Annotated in this window: 15 protein-coding genes; 4 read left to right on the top strand and 11 right to left on the bottom strand. The window is 38.4% G+C overall.

Annotation, left to right across the window (positions count from 1 at the left end; genetic code table 11):
- Positions 1-83 precede the first annotated feature (83 nt).
- From AACZ87_RS22845 to AACZ87_RS22830, 4 genes are all read right to left on the bottom strand, one after another.
- Positions 84-1448, bottom strand: coding sequence for a RagB/SusD family nutrient uptake outer membrane protein (locus tag AACZ87_RS22845; protein ID WP_339870405.1), 1365 nt, complete (start codon positions 1446-1448; stop codon positions 84-86).
- A 114-nt stretch (positions 1449-1562) separates the two neighbouring features.
- Entirely contained in the window at positions 1563-4757 is a 3195-nt protein-coding gene (locus AACZ87_RS22840; protein ID WP_339870404.1) for a SusC/RagA family TonB-linked outer membrane protein, read from the bottom strand.
- A 116-nt stretch (positions 4758-4873) separates the two neighbouring features.
- On the bottom strand, positions 4874-6538 hold the full coding sequence (locus AACZ87_RS22835) for a TlpA disulfide reductase family protein (protein ID WP_339870403.1): 1665 nt from the start codon (positions 6536-6538) through the stop codon (positions 4874-4876).
- Positions 6539-6790: 252 nt separating this feature from the next.
- Complete coding sequence (locus AACZ87_RS22830) at positions 6791-6997, bottom strand: hypothetical protein (RefSeq protein WP_339870402.1); 207 nt, start codon at positions 6995-6997, stop codon at positions 6791-6793.
- Positions 6998-7400: 403 nt separating this feature from the next.
- Here AACZ87_RS22830 and AACZ87_RS22825 point away from each other — a divergent pair, with 403 nt between their 5' ends.
- The 4 genes from AACZ87_RS22825 to AACZ87_RS22810 all read left to right on the top strand — a co-directional run bounded on the left by AACZ87_RS22825 (position 7401) and on the right by AACZ87_RS22810 (position 13324).
- Entirely contained in the window at positions 7401-7814 is a 414-nt protein-coding gene (locus tag AACZ87_RS22825; RefSeq protein ID WP_339870401.1) for a helix-turn-helix transcriptional regulator, read from the top strand.
- 1 nt (position 7815) lies between these two features.
- On the top strand, positions 7816-8091 hold the full coding sequence (locus tag AACZ87_RS22820) for a hypothetical protein (RefSeq protein ID WP_339870400.1): 276 nt from the start codon (positions 7816-7818) through the stop codon (positions 8089-8091).
- Positions 8092-8303: 212 nt separating this feature from the next.
- Complete coding sequence (locus AACZ87_RS22815) at positions 8304-9365, top strand: SIR2 family protein (RefSeq protein ID WP_339870399.1); 1062 nt, start codon at positions 8304-8306, stop codon at positions 9363-9365.
- On the top strand, positions 9362-13324 hold the full coding sequence (locus AACZ87_RS22810) for a HEAT repeat domain-containing protein (RefSeq protein ID WP_339870398.1): 3963 nt from the start codon (positions 9362-9364) through the stop codon (positions 13322-13324). Before AACZ87_RS22815 ends, AACZ87_RS22810 begins: the two co-directional genes overlap by 4 nt.
- Positions 13325-13351: 27 nt before the next feature.
- On the opposite strand, the gene AACZ87_RS22805 is transcribed toward AACZ87_RS22810, so the two are convergent.
- From AACZ87_RS22805 to AACZ87_RS22775, 7 genes are all read right to left on the bottom strand, one after another.
- On the bottom strand, positions 13352-14053 hold the full coding sequence (locus tag AACZ87_RS22805; RefSeq protein WP_339870396.1) for a hypothetical protein: 702 nt from the start codon (positions 14051-14053) through the stop codon (positions 13352-13354).
- Positions 14054-14365: 312 nt separating this feature from the next.
- Positions 14366-14674: a hypothetical protein gene (locus AACZ87_RS22800; RefSeq protein WP_339870395.1), complete on the bottom strand. Its 309-nt coding sequence runs from the start codon at positions 14672-14674 to the stop codon at positions 14366-14368.
- Between the two features lie 81 nt (positions 14675-14755).
- Complete coding sequence (locus tag AACZ87_RS22795; protein ID WP_339870394.1) at positions 14756-15244, bottom strand: helix-turn-helix domain-containing protein; 489 nt, start codon at positions 15242-15244, stop codon at positions 14756-14758.
- Between the two features lie 24 nt (positions 15245-15268).
- On the bottom strand, positions 15269-15787 hold the full coding sequence (locus AACZ87_RS22790; RefSeq protein ID WP_339870393.1) for a hypothetical protein: 519 nt from the start codon (positions 15785-15787) through the stop codon (positions 15269-15271).
- Positions 15788-16244: 457 nt separating this feature from the next.
- Complete coding sequence (locus tag AACZ87_RS22785) at positions 16245-16931, bottom strand: hypothetical protein (RefSeq protein WP_339870392.1); 687 nt, start codon at positions 16929-16931, stop codon at positions 16245-16247.
- Positions 16932-17393: 462 nt separating this feature from the next.
- A complete protein-coding gene (locus AACZ87_RS22780; protein WP_339870391.1) occupies positions 17394-17816 on the bottom strand; it encodes a hypothetical protein in 423 nt (140 codons plus the stop codon).
- Between the two features lies 1 nt (position 17817).
- Positions 17818-18090, bottom strand: coding sequence for a CRISPR-associated protein Cas2 (locus AACZ87_RS22775; RefSeq protein WP_339870390.1), 273 nt, complete (start codon positions 18088-18090; stop codon positions 17818-17820).
- Positions 18091-18998: the final 908 nt, after the last annotated feature.

The raw sequence follows: 18998 nt of genomic DNA, 5'->3' as shown, positions 1-18998 counted from the left end.
GATTAATCTTAACTGGGGTTCCCATCCAAGGAACCCCAGTTTCTTTAGAAACAAATCCCATCACCCCTCACTTATTACCCATTTCAGCGGTTATTCTGTGGCATGGGATTCAGGTTGATCTCAGCAGGTGGAATCAGGAAGGTATACCTGGAATCTCCCGGAGCAAGTATAGGATTACTCTCATTAAACTTCCTTTCCAACCTCTCAGCTAATTCAGGCTCCTGATTTAATCTTTTTAGGTCCATCCATCGAATCCCGCGAAACAGCAATTCTTTTCTTCTCTCAGTCAGAATCTTACTCAATAATACCTCTCCTGTCAAATCACCCGGCAATTGGAAATTTTCATCCATCCGATTTTCCAACAGGTACCCCAAAGCGGCATTGGCTTCTACTTCTTTTCCTGTTCTTGCCGCAGATTCAGCCAGGTTCAGTAGTACCTCATCCACAGCAATTCCACCAAAGTGATAAAAATCCCCTGTGTAATTGCCTCTGAAATTATACAGGCCTTCGGAACTGGAGGGAAGTAAAAAATACTCCCTCCTTAAATCCGAACTATCGTATAAATCTACCAGATCAGGATTTACAAAACTCTCTCCATTAGTGGTAAATCGGCTGCTTAAATGTCTTTGGTAAAAGATCACTTCCGGATTAAACACCTCAAATGAATAAGGCAAATCCGAATTCAATCCCTTGAAATCCATCAGTTCATCACCCATTTCCAAGGCCTCTTTACTATAGTCAAAAGCTTGGGCATAATCTTGCATAGTCAGATAAACCCGTCCCAGCATTGCCAGAGCCGCCCATCTTGAAGGGCGAGTGGGGATTTCTGCTTTAGTAGGCAACCGCTCCACTCCGGACTCCAGATCAACAATGATCTGGGAAAAGGATTCCTTCATGGTGGACCTTCCGACTTTCACATTAATGTCTGAGGTCAGCCGGATGGGAACCCCTAATTGATCATCCCGATCCGGATCAAAAGGCTCACTGAAATGCATCAGTACCTCAAAATGCCCCAATGCCCTAAAAAAGCGAGCGGAAGCTTCCAACTCCGACATTCTGGCTCTTTCCAGATCATTGGCTGGACTGAAACTTTTCAACCCATCCAGTACCACATTGGCATACAGTACCTTTTCATAGGCTCCGGCAAAACCTGCGTCCCAGGCATCTGGCATATAGGTTTCCTGCTCCCACAGGTAATAGGCCTGCTGGCTGAAACTCAGCCTTGATAGCAGGCTTTCACCAAAATAGACATCGTCAGAACTGATCAGACCCAGATTCAGGTAGTTGTTCATCCCACTGCCCTCAGCGTCCAGGAGTTGTTGGTAATCATCCAGTGAGTTTAGGATCACCAGATTCTTATTGGGCTTGCTGTCCAAAAATTCCGAACAGGACTGACAAAGCATCAGCACTACCACCCACAAAAGCTTATTTATCTTATTGATTTTCATATAGCAGGTATGTTTAATTATTGATTGTTGATGTATTCAGGAGGAGACCTTCAAATCCTGCCCACCTAATCAGATGGGAAAAACCTGATTATTCCCCCTTTAACTGGCCTAGGATTAGAAATTGGCTCTGAATCCCATGGAAAAGGAAAACATGCTGGGATTAACCGGATAATCAGGATCCTTAACTTCTTTACTGGCCTTCCAGAGTATTCCCAGATTATTCAGGTAAACATAGGTCTCCAGATTGCTAAAAGCCTTCAGCTTCCCAATCCCTCTGCCCCAAGTTTTAGAGAGTCTCACATCCTGAAGCCTCACATGGTCTCCTTTGGAAACAGTGGCAGCACTACTCAGATAAAACTGGGTACGATAGGCATCCACTCGACCAGGATCGGAAGGAACAGTAGTTGTCAGCTCATCTCCGGGTTCTCTCCATCTTTTTTCATAATCCGCATGGATGATATTCCCTTGATTCAGTTCATCATAATTCACCGATGGTCTTCTAAAGTAGTAGCCCAGCCTATAGGAAATATTTGCAGAAAGATTCCAGCCCTTGTAACTGAAGGTATTTCTCAAAGCCCCAAACCGCGTAGGCCGACCACTTCCATGGTATTGGATAGTCTCCTCTGTCGCTTCTGAATAAATTGTCCCATAATCTCGGCTCGGCTCTCCGTCCACAATTCCCAACGGAGCACCATCTACAGGGTCTATTCCGGCAAAGGGAAAACTATAAATAGAAAACAGTGGCTTGCCCACAGCAGGCGTAGGAAGAGCTGGGGAATAATTAATGAGTTGGGTGGCAGTAGGATTATTCTCAACATCTGTCACCTCCTCATTAAGCAAACTCAAAAAGAAGTTGGTGGTCCATTGCAATTCCCCTTTCAGGTTTTTGGAGTTGATAACCAAGTCCCAGCCTTTGGTGCGGGTCGATGCATAATTCAAGGTAGCGTCAGAAAAACCAGAGGAAATAAACAGCGGAATAGAGGCCAATAAATCCAGTCCCTTTTTATGGTAATAATCAACTGATCCTCCCAGTCTGCCTCCCCAAAACTCAAAATCAACCCCGGTATTCACGATCTTGATCCGCTCCCATTTCAACTCCGGGTTAGGCGGGGTTCTCAGACTCAGGTAGGGCAATTGCGTCAACAGATTCAATGCGCCTGAGTAACTCGTTGCTGTCGTCACCGCTGTGACATTGGAATTGGTATTTCCGTTATAGCCATAACTCCAGCGTAGCTTTAAAAAACTGACCGCTTTAGCCTTTAAAAATTCCTCCTCTGAAACTATCCATCCCAATCCCGTCGACCAAAGTGGGACAGACTTTTGGTTGGTATTGACACCAAAAAGATTGGACGCATCCCGTCGGAGGCTTCCGTTAAAAAGGTATTTATCCTTATAGGAATACCCAACGTTACCAAAAGCTGAAACAAAGCGGTTCGTACCTCCTCCATATTCTTCGGTAAAGGGTATGTTCTGAAGGCGTTGGGTACCCAAATTGACAAAGCGGGTCAGGTAATCCACAGGTAATGAGGTTCCATTTTCGGAGTCATATCCATAGGAAGTGATGCCATAGTTTTCACGCTGGAAATCCTTTAGCTCCCCGCCCACAAAAGCATCCACCCGATGTGCTGACCAGCTTTTACTATAATTCAACCTGGTCCTGAAATTATGGCTGTACGCAGTGGAATTCCTTTGATCCAAAATCCCGTTCAATGGTACAGGAAAAGTGACTTCACCGGCTCCCCCCACCTGGGTCAGGGAATTGATCAGATTCCGTGCATTGTACGATTCCAGCGGATCCAATGCCCGTGTGGCAGACTGTGAATTCCAGTATTGATAATTGGCAGACCAGTCCAGTCCTTCTGTAATTTTAAAATTTAACCCCGCATTCAGACGCAATTCATTTCGGTTGGATTGGGTACTACTCAGGCCAATTTCATTTAAAGGAATATAACTCCACGGCAAAGCCACCACATCTGAAACACTGTTTTTGAATCTGACGCTGAAATCCCGATATACTTCCAGGGGATTCCCGTTATCATCTGCCAAACTTTCGTAAGGATAAAGACCTGCCACATTCGGAGTGCCATCATAGGTATCTGCCTTAATCCCATAAATTCCCGTCTGCACTTTAAGCCTGTTCTTTAAAAAACTCCACTCCTGATTTGCCGAAAAGGTAATTCTGGATAGATCTGAAGCTACACCGGTATTCAGGTTCTTATCCCAACCCAGGCTGAACTGATAGGTGTTTCTTTTCGCTCCCCCGGAAACCTGAAGCGCATATTGTTGATTGACCGCAGTTCTCTGTAGGTATTTCTCCGTATCCCTTCTTAGATCAGCGCTTCTGTAGCGATTAATTCCCGCATCCAACTCCTGCTGACTGATGTCTCCCTGATCAAAGGAGTAAAGCAATTCTGCCAATGGAGCCACCACCGGATTCCTCCTGTTTCCTATCAGGGAGTTGAAATACCCGTTTTCATACAATTCCAGCTGTTTATCCACCAAAGAGGATATAGCCATGGTGGGATAATAATGAGGATCAGGAGTAGGTACCACCGAAAGATTACCTGTCAGGCTGACCTGTAGGGGTTGATCATAGCTTCCTCTCTTTGTGGTAATTACAATAACCCCATTACCTGCCCTCGCTCCCCAGATGGAAGCTGCCGCTGCATCCTTCAATACCGTAATACTCTCCACATCATTCGGGTTGATCCCCGAGAGAGGTCCGTCATAGGCCAGGTTGTCCACCACAATCAAGGGCTCACTGTTAGAAATCAAGGTGGCTGTTCCTCTGATGGAGATACTTTCTCCAGGAGAAGTGCCGGAAAGATCCCGGTTGAATATCAATCCCGGTGTCACATCCTCCAGTCTATCCACCAAATTAGTGGAAACCCGTCGCTCCACCAGCTCCTGATTGATTCCTACAAAAGATCCCGTAGTCCTGGAAAGTGGCAATTCATTGAACCCGGTGGAAACCACCGTAACCTCCTGAAGGCTGAGTTCCTCAGCGGCAAGGAATAAGTTCAGCTGATTCTGTTCCGCCCCTACTTCTTGGGTTAGGGAACCATACCCAATGTAGCTGATCACCAGACTAAGTGCTCCCTCAGGCACCTGAAAGGAAAACTTCCCGAATTCATCAGTTACCGTTCCAAAAACGGTTCCCTTAACCAAAATATTCACCCCCGGAAGCGGGGAAGAATCCATTTGGTCCATCACGCTTCCCTCCAGGATTCTGTAGGTGTTCTGTGCCATGACCAGTGGCGTACCGGCCAAGCAGATCAATAGCAGTATAAAAGATTTGATATTTTTCATATGATTATAATTGATTTTTAGCGGGCATATGGAATCTCGCATGGTGGATAATCATCCCAGTGTGTGACGTATTCGTCATGCTTGATTTCATGTGTCAGTAATTTGAATGATATGGATTACTCCAACTCTGATTTATAAAGTGTCATAAACTCACTGATCAGGCTTTCCTGATCGGTACCCAGATTTCTTATATCAAAAGAAAGAATATGGGCATCCCGGTCGAGAAACATGATTTTAGGATAGCCATGGATTTCATAGATTTCCTTCCAGCGTTTCTTGGACTGCCCCCGTAGGTTTACATTCAATAGGGATGGATCCGAATACTTGGCAATCCTGCTCTTCCAAAATGCAGGATCCTCATCCACCGAAACTGAGATCAGACGGACTCCCAGATCCTTCACCTCTTGATAGAGCGGATACAGGTAATCCTTAAAGTAGGTGGCGCTGTGAGAGCAGGAGGAAAAATAGAAATACAGCAAGGTCGGCTTCCCTTTCAGATCCTCCTCAGTCAGCTCATTGCCCTGCAAATCCACCAAGACAACAGGTTCCACCCTACCGCCCGGCACATGGGATCGCTTCAGACTTTCTATCCTTTCCTTCCAGGGCGAGGTATGTACCACTTCCAGATACTTTTCCAATACATAAGGTTGTTTTGGAAGCTGGGAAAGGTAGTTGGACAGGTAGGCCGTTTTCAGCTTTTCTGCCATTTCACCTGCATACAAGGAATCCACAACCCCCAATAGGGATCGACCTTCAAACAAGGCGGTCACCATGCTTTTTTCCAATGCATAATTCAGGTAGTCCTTGGAGACCAAACGTGTTCCCTCACCAAAATCCCCCTCAGGAAAACTTCGAAATGAATCCAAAATCAGGCTTTTGTAATCAGCCTGTTCCGAGTCACTAAACCGGGCAAGAAAATCAGGATAATGAAACTTACGAAAGGTGCTTAGTACCGAATAGTGAATACCTCCCAGGATCTGAGCCTCCAACAATTCGTACTCCTGCTCATCGAGTTTGTCACTATAGGATTCCAACACATCCATCTGGGCAATCACCAGTGGATTATCGCTACGCAACCCCAAAAGAAGGTTATCGAGGCTTTCTTTACCTGGGCTCATCACAATCAACCGACTCCCAAACTCCCCCTGGAAATGCTCCAGCTTCTCCAGATTTCCCGGAGTACTCAATATCCTGCTATCAGCTTTGGCGATCAACTGACGGGGTGCATCAAAAGCCAGACGTCTCGCCTCTCGACCTATCGCATACTGTGCTTCATAAAAGGCCGCATCCTCCCCAGCAAAGAGCACATCCATTTGCCGAAGATTCAGTTCCACTTTAAGGCTATCCCCAGGAAACACTATAAAATCCTCCAACAAAGCCCTACCTCCCAGAAGAATGGAAAAGTAGCCTGGACGATCTCCCAAACTAAGACTGGAAGAAAACTTCCTGACCAGAGGATTCATTACCCCGTCAAAAGTCTCCCCTACCCGCAAATCCGGCTCCATAACCTGCACCATAAAATCCGATTTCGAATCCAGATAATAGGGCCGAACCTCAAGCTGCAGCGGACTCAAGGAATCCGGATTAATCAGTTCCCCATAGATCAGCGCACTGCCCTCCCCCAAAGGAGCAGAAGAGCTTGCGCCCTCCTGCTCTGGGAATCCAGACTGATAAACCAAATCTTTGTCTGGGGGTGACTCCGCAACTTTACTTTGTGCTTTTAATGTGCTTCCGACAAGACATAGTAGTCCCAGGAAGCATGTGTATAGAATTTTTTTCATGCTTTGTTTTTGTTTGTTGCTGGGTCCGCCACGGCGGGACAGGCGTCCGGTGACCGATGACCGATGTTTGTCATCCTCCGCGGCGGAAAGTCGAAGCGTATTAGCGCTCCTTTACGCAAGGGCAGAAGTGAGAAATCTGAAAGCTAAAGTCAGAAATCTGAAAGCCTCACCACAAACCTAAGGCAAGCGCTCCCCTACTTTGTACTTCGTACTTGATACTTTGTACTCCGTAGAACACATAGTAGTCCCACCCTACCTCATTCCAGTAGTCCAGCAATAATGAATAAGAAATAAACTGAAGTAATGGAGCTGTTGACCTGCTGCAGCAGATGATCTCCATTTTGTCGTCACTGCGATCCCGAGAATCGGGAGAAGCAGTCCCGTATTTTTAAGTACTAGCTTCCTTGCAATAACGATAGTCGTCACTCCCTGACCTGTGTGGATCGTTCCGCCAAACATACAAAGCCCAATCGGAAGCAATCAGAGAGAAAAAGTGCCCTGATCCTTAGATCGGATTCTTGGGCTTTAGAGGATAAAGGCGATCTACCGCGGCGATACCCTGTTCCTCTGGTATTAGGTTAATAGGTAGAAAGCAAGTCTTATCGTTCTGAATACCAATCACACATAAGAAATCTCCTGATATGGAAATCCCGTGTTTATGAAGAATGTGATAGGTTCTGGACATTTTATGTCTAATTTTCTAGATGAAAATCATCTCTTATGCTCTCTGTAAGCAGAATCTTCGCTATATTGAACTAAGATTTGATTACAGGCAAATATTGGGATTTCCAGAAACTAAAAACCAGTAAAAAAGGCCATTTATTAGTATTCTTAGTTCTATTCCAGTCAAAAAACTTCTAACATGAAACATCCTCAGAAAATCATGCGGATACTGAGAGAATCACAGGATTATTCTCAGGAATATGTGGCTGATGTACTGAATATCAACCAGAAGACATATTCTAACTTAGAATCTGGAAAGTCCAAATTAACGGTAGATAGAATCCAGCAACTGGCAGATCTTTATCATGTCAAGCCGGACTATTTTCTTTCAGAGGAACTGCCAGTAATAAACTTCAACAATACTGGGCCAAAGAGTAATAGCAATAGTGGATATATTCATACTTATGTGAATGAAAAGAGTGCTGATGCCTTTTACGAAAGACTCCTGTTGGAAAAAGATTTACAATTAAAAGAAAAAGAATCTCAAATCTCCTTGTTGAAAGAAATGATTGAAGTACTAAAAAGTAAAATTGAAAACCTTATAGCAAAATAAAATGACAAGCACTGGAATTATAATTAACACTCTTCTATTAGATAAAAATTTAGACCTTTCGGAAGTAGCGAGGGGGTCTGAAATTTCAAAAGAAGATCTGCTAGCAACAATAGACGGTAAAAAGAGATTAACTATCGAGAATGCAGTCAAACTTAGTAAATTCTTTGAAATTCCTGCCGAATTTTTCTTTACTGAAAGTGCATTAGTCAATCACAATAATATTGGAGAAAAAAGTAATAGTAATAGTGGGTTTATTGGAACATATAGAAATGATTGATTCCATCTTCAAAATGACCAATAAACTCATCCAGTATTAGAATATCTTAAATCACTTATTAATAACAAGTATTTCTATAATTAAAACAATTGGAAAAATCTTTCTATTAATTGAGACCAGAATAGATATTTTAAATATAGACACATCAATTATTTCAATTTTATAAAATCCACAAAGTACTCATCTAAAGTTCTCAAAACTAAAAATCAATAATGGCAGAATTACCTGAGAACAATGAAGAAAATGAAAAAAAATTAATTGAATTAATAGCATCAGGGGAGGCAATCCTTTTTGTAGGAGCTGGGATTAGCAAAATAATTGGGTACCCTATTTGGAACGAATTAATTGAAATACTGGAAAGAAATGCTCAGGAAAAAATTAGATTCTCATCTGAGCCATTTGATTTTAGGAAGGATAAGCTAGCGGAAGACAATCTTAATTATGCAAGTCGATTAAAAAAATTCTTAGGTAAAGAGCGATATAGTTCTCTAATCCATCAAACTTTCGATGATAAAGAATGTGATGAAGCTCATATAAGATTACTCGAACTTCCTTTCAAGGCAATCTTAACTACCAATTATGACCAAACCTTAGAAATAGCACTTTCAAAAATTTTCAAGAGTCACGATAATAGCTTGATTATTGACGATAGTTTTTCAAATAGAGAAATTCTTAAGTTTTTCCAGTCTTTAAACTATGGATCTGATGGAATTAAAAAAATTGTCCATCTACATGGTATTTTTAAACAAATAGATACAATCGTACTATGTCAAGAGGATTACATTAAAAAATATTCCTCTGATGATCCAAATAGCGACTCCTGGACTTTACACAAAAGGATAATTTGGGCATTAATGGCAACTAGAAGGCTAGTATATATTGGATTCAGCTTAAATGACCCATTTTTTGAAATGATGCATTCTATAGTTAGTAAAGAAATTGGTTCATTCAATACTGAAACTCATTATATGATATCAAGATTTAGTGTAGATGATCCAGAATTAGAGCAAACCCCAAATCAAAAATCTTTTGCGGATAGGATAAAATATAACTATGGAATTCAAACTGTTTTTTTTGAAGATGACCAAGGCTACCAAGGAATTAAGAAATATATTTTAGAATTGGGAAAAATGCTTGAAAAAGATTCAGATACAGAGCCTTCGCCGGAAAAAACTAAAAACGGATCAGATAGTCCTGATCAAGGTAATAGAAGAAATAATGAGATTTTAAAAATAAAGGCAATAAAGAAAATAGGAGAACTGAAGGGAAGATGAGAATAGATAGATCTTTTATTACACAGGAACTGCTCCATTTTTCCCAAACGGGAAATGGATTGATCATTGGAAAACCCGGAATAGGGAAAAGCTTTTTACTTGGTCTTCTAGCAGAGAAACTCCTTGAAATTAATCTCCCTGTAGTCATCATAAAAATTGATGAGTTTCTTGATGCATCCGATGAATCATTAACTTTTGAAATTGGAGGTGACGAAAATTGGATTTCATTCTTAAGAAAAGTATATATACCCGAGGGAACCAAAGCTGTATTACTTTTTGACGCATTTGATGCAGCTCGAGATGCTAACCTTAGAAATCAAGTATTATTGCAAATCAAGAAAGCCACCTCACAGCTCACTAATTGGAGTGTATTGGTGAGCGCAAGAAGCTATGATGCTGAAAAATCTCCCCAGCTTCAAAAAATATTTGGCATAAAAGGAACTAGTTCAAAATTTCGATGCAGAAATTTTGAGATTAAAGAACTCGATGATAAAGAACTTGAAAGTCTATTTGACAATCGCCCGGAATTCAGAAAAATCTTCAATGATGGGAACGATAGTCTAAAAGACATTCTAAGAATCCCCTTTTTTCTTAATCTTATGGATCAAATTTTCAGCGAAAAAGGAGAATGGGGAATAGCTGGAATTAAGAAATTTAGATCAGAAGTAGAGTTATTAGAATTATACTGGAAAGAGAAGGTTGCATATAAAGAAAACGACCTTGAATTGGAGAAATTCTTAACACATTTGTCGAACATCCTTGTTGATAATGTCTCCCTTGTTTGTAAAAAGCATCTCCTTACAGAAAATCCTGAGATTTTTAAAGAATTACGGAGCAATGACCTTATCACAGAAGTGGGAAAATTAGAAGAAAATGTTGCCTTTTCCCATAATATCTTATTCGACTACATAGTTGGAAGGCAGGTTATTTCAGACAATGCAGAAGAATTGGTGGACTTTCTAGAAGCAGATAACCTGAGACAGTTTTTTCTGAGGCCTAGTATCGTTTATAAATTGACTTTTATTTGGCATAAAGAGCGAAATAAATTTTGGAAGCTATTTTTTGATTTGAAAAAAAGCAATAAAAAGGAAATCACCCTCTTTCGCAAGTTAATCCCAGTAACCATAGTCGCATTACAATTTGATGATTGGACTGATTTAGAACCAATCTCTAAAGATATAGAAGGAATTAAAGACCTCCTTCAAGCAATCAGATTTCTCGATACTATTAAATATGAAAAAAGGGAAATTAACCTTCTTAAAGAAACCTCTAAATTTCTCGATCCAACTTTTATTTGGGAATTTTCACATATTCTCGATCGAATCTTTAAGAAACTTAGTGATTATAAACAACCTGAATTTGATGAGATTGGAGAGATAAGCAGAACTTTTTTTCATTTCATTTTGGAAAAAAGGTTAGAAAAGGAAATAAACCCCAAAATAAAAGCTTCGCTAGACAGACTTGGTAGTATTAAAGGTGTGAATTACATATGTAAGACCTTTTCCTCAGATCCCATACAATCTAGAGCTCTGATTTTAAAAGTTCTTGAGATCTTAAATGAACCAGGCTTTGACATTTACTATTTTAACAACCTCTGTGATAACGTAAAAGAATTATTCGAGACTGATCCAGGTTTAGCTTCTGAAATATATCTGAAAATATACGGACATGTCGAATCCAGTGAAGAAGAGACATCTATGGGTTCACCTTCTGTGGTTTTAGCGCTTAGAAGCACCAGAAGACAGGATTTTGATTCGTGTTATTATCAACTGAAAGAAAATTTTCCGACATTTTTACAGAGGGCTCCCTTTCAAGCCCTACCAACTGGGATGAAGATTGTGAATAGGTATTCTATACACCGAAGCCACAGTCAAATAGAAAATTTAATTCCTAAGAATAATATCAAAGTAGGAAGAAATAAATACAGCTTCTATTCGGATTCATCTTATATGTGGGGGGATAGTATTTCAATGCACAAACCTGCACAATTAATTACCCATATAATTGAGTATCTAAGTAGCATCACTGTAAATAAAGGCTTTAAAGCCAATAATCCTCTAATACAGCTTTATTTAAAAGAATGCAGAGTTGGGCTCACTTGGTCAAAGTTTATTGACTATGCTAACCGGTATCCCAAAATATTCAAAGATCTTCTATTTCAAATTTCTTTGAACTCGGTAATTCTCACCTCCTCTAGCACATCCTACCAGATTGGAGAATCTATTAGTAAAATATTCCCTTTATTAATAACCGACAAAAGGAAACGGCTAACCAATACGATTTTAACTATCAATCAAGATAATAAGGACTATGATATTTACATCAAGAGAAAGATGCTGTCCACAATTCCTACTGAATTGCTTGAAAATAAAGAAGCGGAGGATTTTCTAAATGAACATGGAGCTGTAACGAATGACCCAACATTTAAAAGGACCAGCTCAATTCAGCCTTACAGATCCCGAGAATGGCTAAAAGATAACGGGGTCGATGTTGACAATTTAAATATCAAACGGATTATCGAAAAGAGTGAAAAATTAGAGAAATTCAACTATTCCAATCATAATACAAACCCCGGAAAAGATGAATATCAGCATCTTTTTTCTGAAGCAGATTGGCTATTCGAAGAAGTAAAAAGAAATGAAGAACTCGAAGAAAACATTAAGTACAACGCTCTTAGAGATATAGCAGGTTTTGCTGCGACAATTTCCAAAACATACAATAAATTCAGTGAGGGAGAATCCCTACTCCTTGCTAATATAACCAAAACAGCTATTTCGTACCTCTCAAAGTACGACCCAAAGCCCGGAGACGAGGAAGATTCTCCATTTTCTGGATATTCTCCCACACCAAGAAGAGAAGCTGCAGAAGCATTGGGAAATCTTATTAAGACTAAGGAAGATGCTGAATTAATTAGCTTGTTAGTTAAACTCTCTTCTGATCATGATCCAATAGTCCGTTTCAAGATAATCAACAACCTTTTCATTCTTTGGGATATTGATAATGAAAGCTTTTGGAATATTATTTGGGATCGGATACATTATGAAACAGATTACTTTAATTTAAGCGTTTTAATTCAAAATATTTGTAGGAATAAGGTTTTAGAAAAAAGCTTAGCCGAAGTTGAAAAGTCACTTAAAGAAATTTCCGATAGAACAACTGAATTTAAATCAAGAGAATCATTTACTCAGACATTTTGTAGCACCATACTTTATCTGTTTAATTATCACAATAGCAGAGTCGCCAATGAGATAATCTTTTCAAAGATCAAAGACACATATTTTGTACAAGGTCTTTTATTAGTCTTATTTGACTACACCAATCCCAAGTACCCCAATAATAATTATACCACAAAAGAATCGCTATTTAATTTATTGGGAGTGTTGAATGAAATAGTAAATAGAATTCTATCAGAATTCAGTGAGGTTAATCCTTCTGAAATAACTGAGGATAGCAGAGAACGTAAGCTAATTGATATAATAGATTCCATAGTACAAAGTATTTATTTTAATCTAGCGATCAATGAAAGGATCATCAAAAAGGATGATCTAAAGCCTTCAGACTCCAATCGAAGAGCTTACTTCCAATCGATGATGCCAATTCTTGAATCAATTGTTTCCACCTCTGAAAAAGTTGGGTTCATTATTGGTCATACGGCTCATTACTTAATGGAGACACTCAACGGAATACTAATATTTGAATCAGATCAAGAGAAAGTAAGCTGGATCTTGGATATAGCATCCCGCACGGTACAGATTTCTAAAGATTCAGGCTATAATTTTGATTATCACTCTATTGAGGAAGTCGTTAAGTTGACCGAAGCCATTTTGGCTGACCATAAAGAACTACTAAGACAGCAAAAAGGGCTTTCTGATATTGTAAGTATGCTAAATGTTTATGTTGATTCTGGATGGCCACAGGCATCTAGCTTACTTTGGAGATTGGATGAGGCCTTTAGGTGAAAACTAGTTAGAAGTACTAATCAATTACTAATATAAAACGTTACTTTTCATCAGAATCCTTCGACCCAAGTACATATCGAAATGTTCTCTTGCAACTTTATCATTAAGCACTGCAATATCTAAGATATTATCCCTTCGGATAGCACCTTTATTAAAGATCTCTATTTTGTTATGTTTCGAAACATTGAAATGATACATGATTTCATTTATATGAAACACGTAAAATGTATTGCCATTTTGTTTAATTTTTATTGGATCAATTACAGACTTAGATGGTCTAGAACCAGCAGTATCGATAAAAATCAAAATCACTTCATAATCATCATCTTTCCCAGGATTGTTTTCCAAGATCATTTTACGAATAATTTCTGAATGAGAACCAAGATCAACATCAGAAAAAAACAGATTTTTAGAGATATGACAGCGCCAAAGAATAGATAGAAAAAATAATTTTATCTTAACATAGTCTAGATTCTCATATCTTATATATGGAATAAGTTCATGATTGCCTCCATATTCAGTACGAGTGACACCACTATTAACCGTTGGTTGTCTATAAAGATGATTGCTAGCATACCTTTCCAAACCACCTAATATTACATTATCACATTCTGCGCAAACAAGGTCAGCTTCAATATGACCCGATTGCATATATTTTTTCTCACCTTGAAGATTATTGACATTCACACTTACCAATTTACGATCTTCTTTAAACAATGATTTAAACATAAATTTAGGAACTATATGAGATCTTTTTAACAATGTCGTCTCTTCAAGGCAAAGCTGGCATTTCATGCTCGTAAATATTAAATTAAACCTTTGGAGACAAAATAAAACTCTGTGCCTTTTCTATTTGTAGAATGCCCTCTTCTGGTAGTAGTCACATCTTTCTTAGTGACTGGTGAGTTTGTAACTTCCAAGTTTAGGTGTACCCAAATCGTTAAGATTACTTAGTGTGATTTGTAGTTCTACCTGGATATCCATAATGGCATGCTCTTTATAAATGAACGCAATTTGAGGTCTAGTTAATTAACATTGTAACTATTCACCTAGCACAAAACGTCGATTATTTTCCAACACAAGCTTTTTTATTTCTTCTCGATACAATTCATTAATTTCCTCTTTATCTTTAGTGCTAAACGAGATATATTCTGACGAATTCAATTCATCCACGAATCCATTAGAAAGTTGATTTACAGACTTTAAAAATTCAGACCACATGGTAAGGTTTTCTTGAAGCCGACTTAATTTATCCTTATTATAGGAACGTTGCGTCGCGAGATTATCATAATTACTAGTAAAAACACCCAAATGTTTATCCTTCAATCTTAACAGCTCTTCATTTTCCATGACTTCTCAATTTAATCTCTAAAATTTAATTAATGGTAGAGTCTTTACTAATAAACACACTTTGAAACAACAAAATTATGTTTAACCTGCTATAAGGTCATTCAAATTAATTTTATCATATTCTCCTTCATGAGAACGCTTTGTTTCAATCAATTCATTTTTTAACTGTATCTCAAGCAATGTTTCGGCTTGAACGTTAAACAATTTTTCAAGCATCAAAGCGTGATCTATACTAAACTTTCTTTCTCCTTTAAAATACTTGTTTATATTTCTAGGAGAAATATAAATATACTCGGCAAAAACTCCTTTCTTAATATTTAATTCTTCCAGAAGATCAGTGATAAATAAGCCTAATGATTTCACCTGATCAGGATTATTAGTATCAACATAATTTACTAATGAAAAGCGAAATCCAGTTAATATATCTCTCACTTTATCTTTATCCGATCTATTTTCATATAGCTTACGCCTATAATCTCTTATTGATTCATGGTCATTTTTGGTGAACTTCAATTCTTCATCATTACCGATGACTTCATCAAAAACCATGTTTTCGCTCCCGGTTTTCATTTTACGATTGTTTTAGTGATTTACCTATTCTTCTTCCTTTTCTAAATACTCCTTAATCAGTTGATGACTTTTTTCAGGATGAATTTCCATAAATCCATGAAAATTCTTAATTGCGCCATAACGTTCCCTATAATACTCTTCTAATGTTTCCGCTGACTCAACTTCCCTTCCAATTGCTCTGAATGATAGAAATCCTTTGTCCCATGTTTCCCCCTGTGCCAAACTCAACCCACAAGCAAAGGCAATCAAACATCCAGAAACCCTTTTATACTTTCCCGTAGACTTCTTATTGTGTGGAGCAACTTCCAACAGATCCAAGTAGGGTCCTAAAGTCTCATGAATTGAAAATACCATGCATCCTTCAATGACACCTTGAGACTCCTCTTTTACTAGGATATAGACTTGTTTCCCACTTTCCTTCGCTTTTTTTAAGAAATCAAATTCCCATTCATCCATTAAAGTGGGCAGTTCGTGTTTCTTACCTTCTCTTATTAATCCACTGACAAGCTCATTTGATTTCACCTCCCTTATTAGTACCCTCATAATAAATCATTTAAAATCAAAGATACAAAATAAAATCGTCACTTTTGTACGATCTCTAACTTTTCCCGTCATTTTTGTATGACTCATTTATGAGCGTTTACGTTGGGATATTTTAACTGAATAAATAGACACCACTCTTTCCGTAACGCTTCTGCTTGCTTCCGAATCACTTTATTCCCGGTATTGAAACATTGGTACATGCACTTTAATAGGGACATCGATCTTGCTAGTGATGAGGAAGTGGGACAAGAAGTAGGATGATTGTACCCAAGCTGTCTATCTTCCAACCCAAACGCTCTAGACTAGTGCTTTAGAGCTGTCAAGTTGCTTGGTTATCGATTCGGTTTCTAATTTTGTTATAGATTCTCCATCTGGGTGTAATCAAATCAGTAGTCGGACTGGGTGAGTTTGCAACTTCACTAAAAAGTATCTTTACAGAGACTGTCAGCAGTACTAATTATTTTATCGTTTTTCCGTTTGTCCATTTTTTGAAATTTTCAATGAAATCAAATAGCAATAAATGATAACTTCCTTTAGCTGGATCTGGATCGTTGTAGTCAAATTTTATCCAATCAGTCAATAATGTTTCCAGTATTTGAAATAATTCACAGTCAATCTTTTTTAGTTCATTCAAATTTTGTTGATAGTCGAAGGACTTGTTTGGGCAAGCTTTAGCAGCAAAAAATTTCCCTATAAAAAAGTCAATGGCAGAAGCATTGTAAATCTTTTTAAACAAAACATTCGTCGTGAAATGCTTTCTGATTTTTAAAATATCCTCAGCAGTCAGTTTGTTTTCAGAATAATCAGAAATGAAATCACTTTCATGGTAACCTAGTTTTATAAACTCGGGAAACATTTTTATGTGGTCAAGACAATTTCCAATATGGTCTATTAAGTTGTCCGAACAAATATTTGATAACTTTTCACTTCCCTTAATAGAGCGTGTCAGTCCCCCTCCGATAAAAACTTCTTTGATTCTTAGGTAAATATGCAAAAGCTCGTGTGTAAAAGATGCCGGATCTAGATTGTCAAGTGGAACGGATATAATTGTCCTACCACTTTTTGAAAAAGCGAGATAATCAGGTCGCTTTTCTTTACGAATTTCAATTGTGTGAACTTTTCGTAGAAAATTCCAAAGCTCCAAATTTCGATTATCTATTACTCCGGTTGTGTCCATATATCATTTCTTCTAATAGAGTGTTTTTTTGGCAAAAGGGGAGGAAATGTGAAGGGATTGCAATGTTTTTCAGTCTCTCAGCAGAATTACCGGTATGCCTCTGTACATTTTTACAGGAGTCCTATACCCCCTGCTCAACCTGTTGCCCATTCAAACATGGTCCGATTACAATTTTCTTCAAAATCTCTTTACGGAATTTATGCTCAATAAATGGAACAAATAGATTCCCCTTTGTTCTAAATTGATAGTTTTTCCCTTCATTGGTACATAGCCCCCCCTTTATTTGAATCAATGTAATAATGGTGATACCGAGAGCAGCTTGTCTGACTCATTTCTGAGGCAACGCTGAAATCTTCATCAGGAAAATTAATTGTCCCCTTGTCTTCTGTCCTTCAGAACAGTTTGCAATTTCTTTCCTTGTATAGTGAGCTATCCTTCCATTCTACCACGTATTTTCTTTATAACATCAGAAAATTCATTCTTACTTCTAATCCATAGAATTGTTAAAAATATCCCTACCATAAATCCTATTACGCATATTACTAGGTATACAGTAAATAAGACTATATTATCTTTAAGGTCAACCGTTAGAAGAGTTGTGAGAAAAGATATAGCAATAGAAACAAGAAAAATCGCAAAGTTTAAATAGGTTGAACTTGGAGAGCCCCTTTCGATTATTGTTAATTCGCTTTCACTAACCTCGAAAAGCTCTAGAGAATCATACCTAGCACTCTTAATTATTGGACCTACTTCTCCTTGATTTGGCGCATGCTTTTTTAAGTAGTTTTCAACTGGTTTCCCATCTTTCATTTCAGACTCAACCGGGTATTTCTTTGATTCCAATTTTACCATATTAAAGATGTTTTTTTAACCATTCATTACTACATATAGTATTTCTCCAAGCAGCAAAACCACCAGATTTGATCACGATTAAAGTGCTTCCTTTAGGAACTACTCCAACAAGTTTATCACGAACTTCTTTAGCTTTTTCAGTTGTTACTATTGCCCATGTCGATTCGGTTATATGAGCAAAAGTTCCATACTCTCTTAATGCCAAATAAAGATTCTCATAATCTTTATCCGATGCATTTTTTAAATCATATGAAATAATAAAGGTCTTTTTCATTCATTATTTAATTTCAATACCTTAACATTTTCAGCGTATTCACATCTATAATAGGGTTTTGTGGTATAAGAAATTCAACCAAAACAGTCTTGCCAATCTGCAATTTGGCTTTCTTACCTCACCCCCCCTCGCCGTAGTTACATACTTAGTCGGTACTGGGTGGGATTTGTAATTCCACCCTAATATTTTTGCCAATTTGCAATTGGCTTTTCTACCTCATCCCATCCTTCTTCCCGATATCGCGCTGCTCATCGGGACAGGCACTTTAGGAGAAAACGCTTGGCTCTGCTCCAAGTGGGCTAAAGAGTTAGAAGTAGGTTGGTTGTTTTCAAAAATTAAAATGCTGGTGCAAGAAAAGGAATAAATTAATACCAGCACATACCCTATACAGGGTATTTTTTGGGAAAATGGGATGGAATGTGAAGGAATTACAGTGTTTTTCAGTGGTCAGGAGAATTTGTCTGAATGCTGTCGTGCCATTTTGCAACTAAAAACAGAAAGTGAGTCATGGGATTCGGTTCCAGATCTGTGATGCGGGTGATTGTATTGGCTTCTTTTCTCTATTTGTGAAGTAATATCTCGTTTGCTTTATCTGTCCCTAGGTTTTGGCTTCCAGCCACATGATTATAATTAGTGGTTATCTAAAATGTCAGCTAAAACACCTAAACTATAGATTAGAGGGGGCGGTAATATGCTCCGGTATCTCACACGAAACCAGTCTGTTAATGCGCTTTCACAACTTATAAAAACGTCGGTTTGGAGAGGATAGCATACTCCGGAATTTACAATATGACCGGAACGGAAAAGAAATTATTCAAACAGAATTTTTCTTGAGGCAACTCAAAAAATTCCTCGACACTATCCCGAAAAGTGTGTAAATGAATTTTAAGGTTGGTTAGAATTTTAGA

It is taken from the genome of uncultured Algoriphagus sp. (genome assembly GCF_963974365.1).
Taxonomy (GTDB): domain Bacteria; phylum Bacteroidota; class Bacteroidia; order Cytophagales; family Cyclobacteriaceae; genus Algoriphagus.
This window is presented reverse-complemented; position numbering and strand designations above follow the sequence as displayed.

Coding starts and splice junctions, on each gene's coding strand:
- AACZ87_RS22830 (WP_339870402.1), bottom strand. CDS start 6,997: ATGTTTGGCGGAACGATCCACACAGGTCAGGGAGTGACGACTATCGTT.
- AACZ87_RS22810 (WP_339870398.1), top strand. CDS start 9,362: ATGAGAATAGATAGATCTTTTATTACACAGGAACTGCTCCATTTTTCC.
- AACZ87_RS22840 (WP_339870404.1), bottom strand. CDS start 4,757: ATGAAAAATATCAAATCTTTTATACTGCTATTGATCTGCTTGGCCGGT.
- AACZ87_RS22820 (WP_339870400.1), top strand. CDS start 7,816: ATGACAAGCACTGGAATTATAATTAACACTCTTCTATTAGATAAAAAT.
- AACZ87_RS22800 (WP_339870395.1), bottom strand. CDS start 14,674: ATGGAAAATGAAGAGCTGTTAAGATTGAAGGATAAACATTTGGGTGTT.
- AACZ87_RS22790 (WP_339870393.1), bottom strand. CDS start 15,787: ATGAGGGTACTAATAAGGGAGGTGAAATCAAATGAGCTTGTCAGTGGA.
- AACZ87_RS22780 (WP_339870391.1), bottom strand. CDS start 17,816: ATGGTAAAATTGGAATCAAAGAAATACCCGGTTGAGTCTGAAATGAAA.
- AACZ87_RS22845 (WP_339870405.1), bottom strand. CDS start 1,448: ATGAAAATCAATAAGATAAATAAGCTTTTGTGGGTGGTAGTGCTGATG.
- AACZ87_RS22775 (WP_339870390.1), bottom strand. CDS start 18,090: ATGAAAAAGACCTTTATTATTTCATATGATTTAAAAAATGCATCGGAT.
- AACZ87_RS22795 (WP_339870394.1), bottom strand. CDS start 15,244: ATGAAAACCGGGAGCGAAAACATGGTTTTTGATGAAGTCATCGGTAAT.
- AACZ87_RS22805 (WP_339870396.1), bottom strand. CDS start 14,053: ATGTTTAAATCATTGTTTAAAGAAGATCGTAAATTGGTAAGTGTGAAT.
- AACZ87_RS22815 (WP_339870399.1), top strand. CDS start 8,304: ATGGCAGAATTACCTGAGAACAATGAAGAAAATGAAAAAAAATTAATT.
- AACZ87_RS22825 (WP_339870401.1), top strand. CDS start 7,401: ATGAAACATCCTCAGAAAATCATGCGGATACTGAGAGAATCACAGGAT.
- AACZ87_RS22835 (WP_339870403.1), bottom strand. CDS start 6,538: ATGAAAAAAATTCTATACACATGCTTCCTGGGACTACTATGTCTTGTC.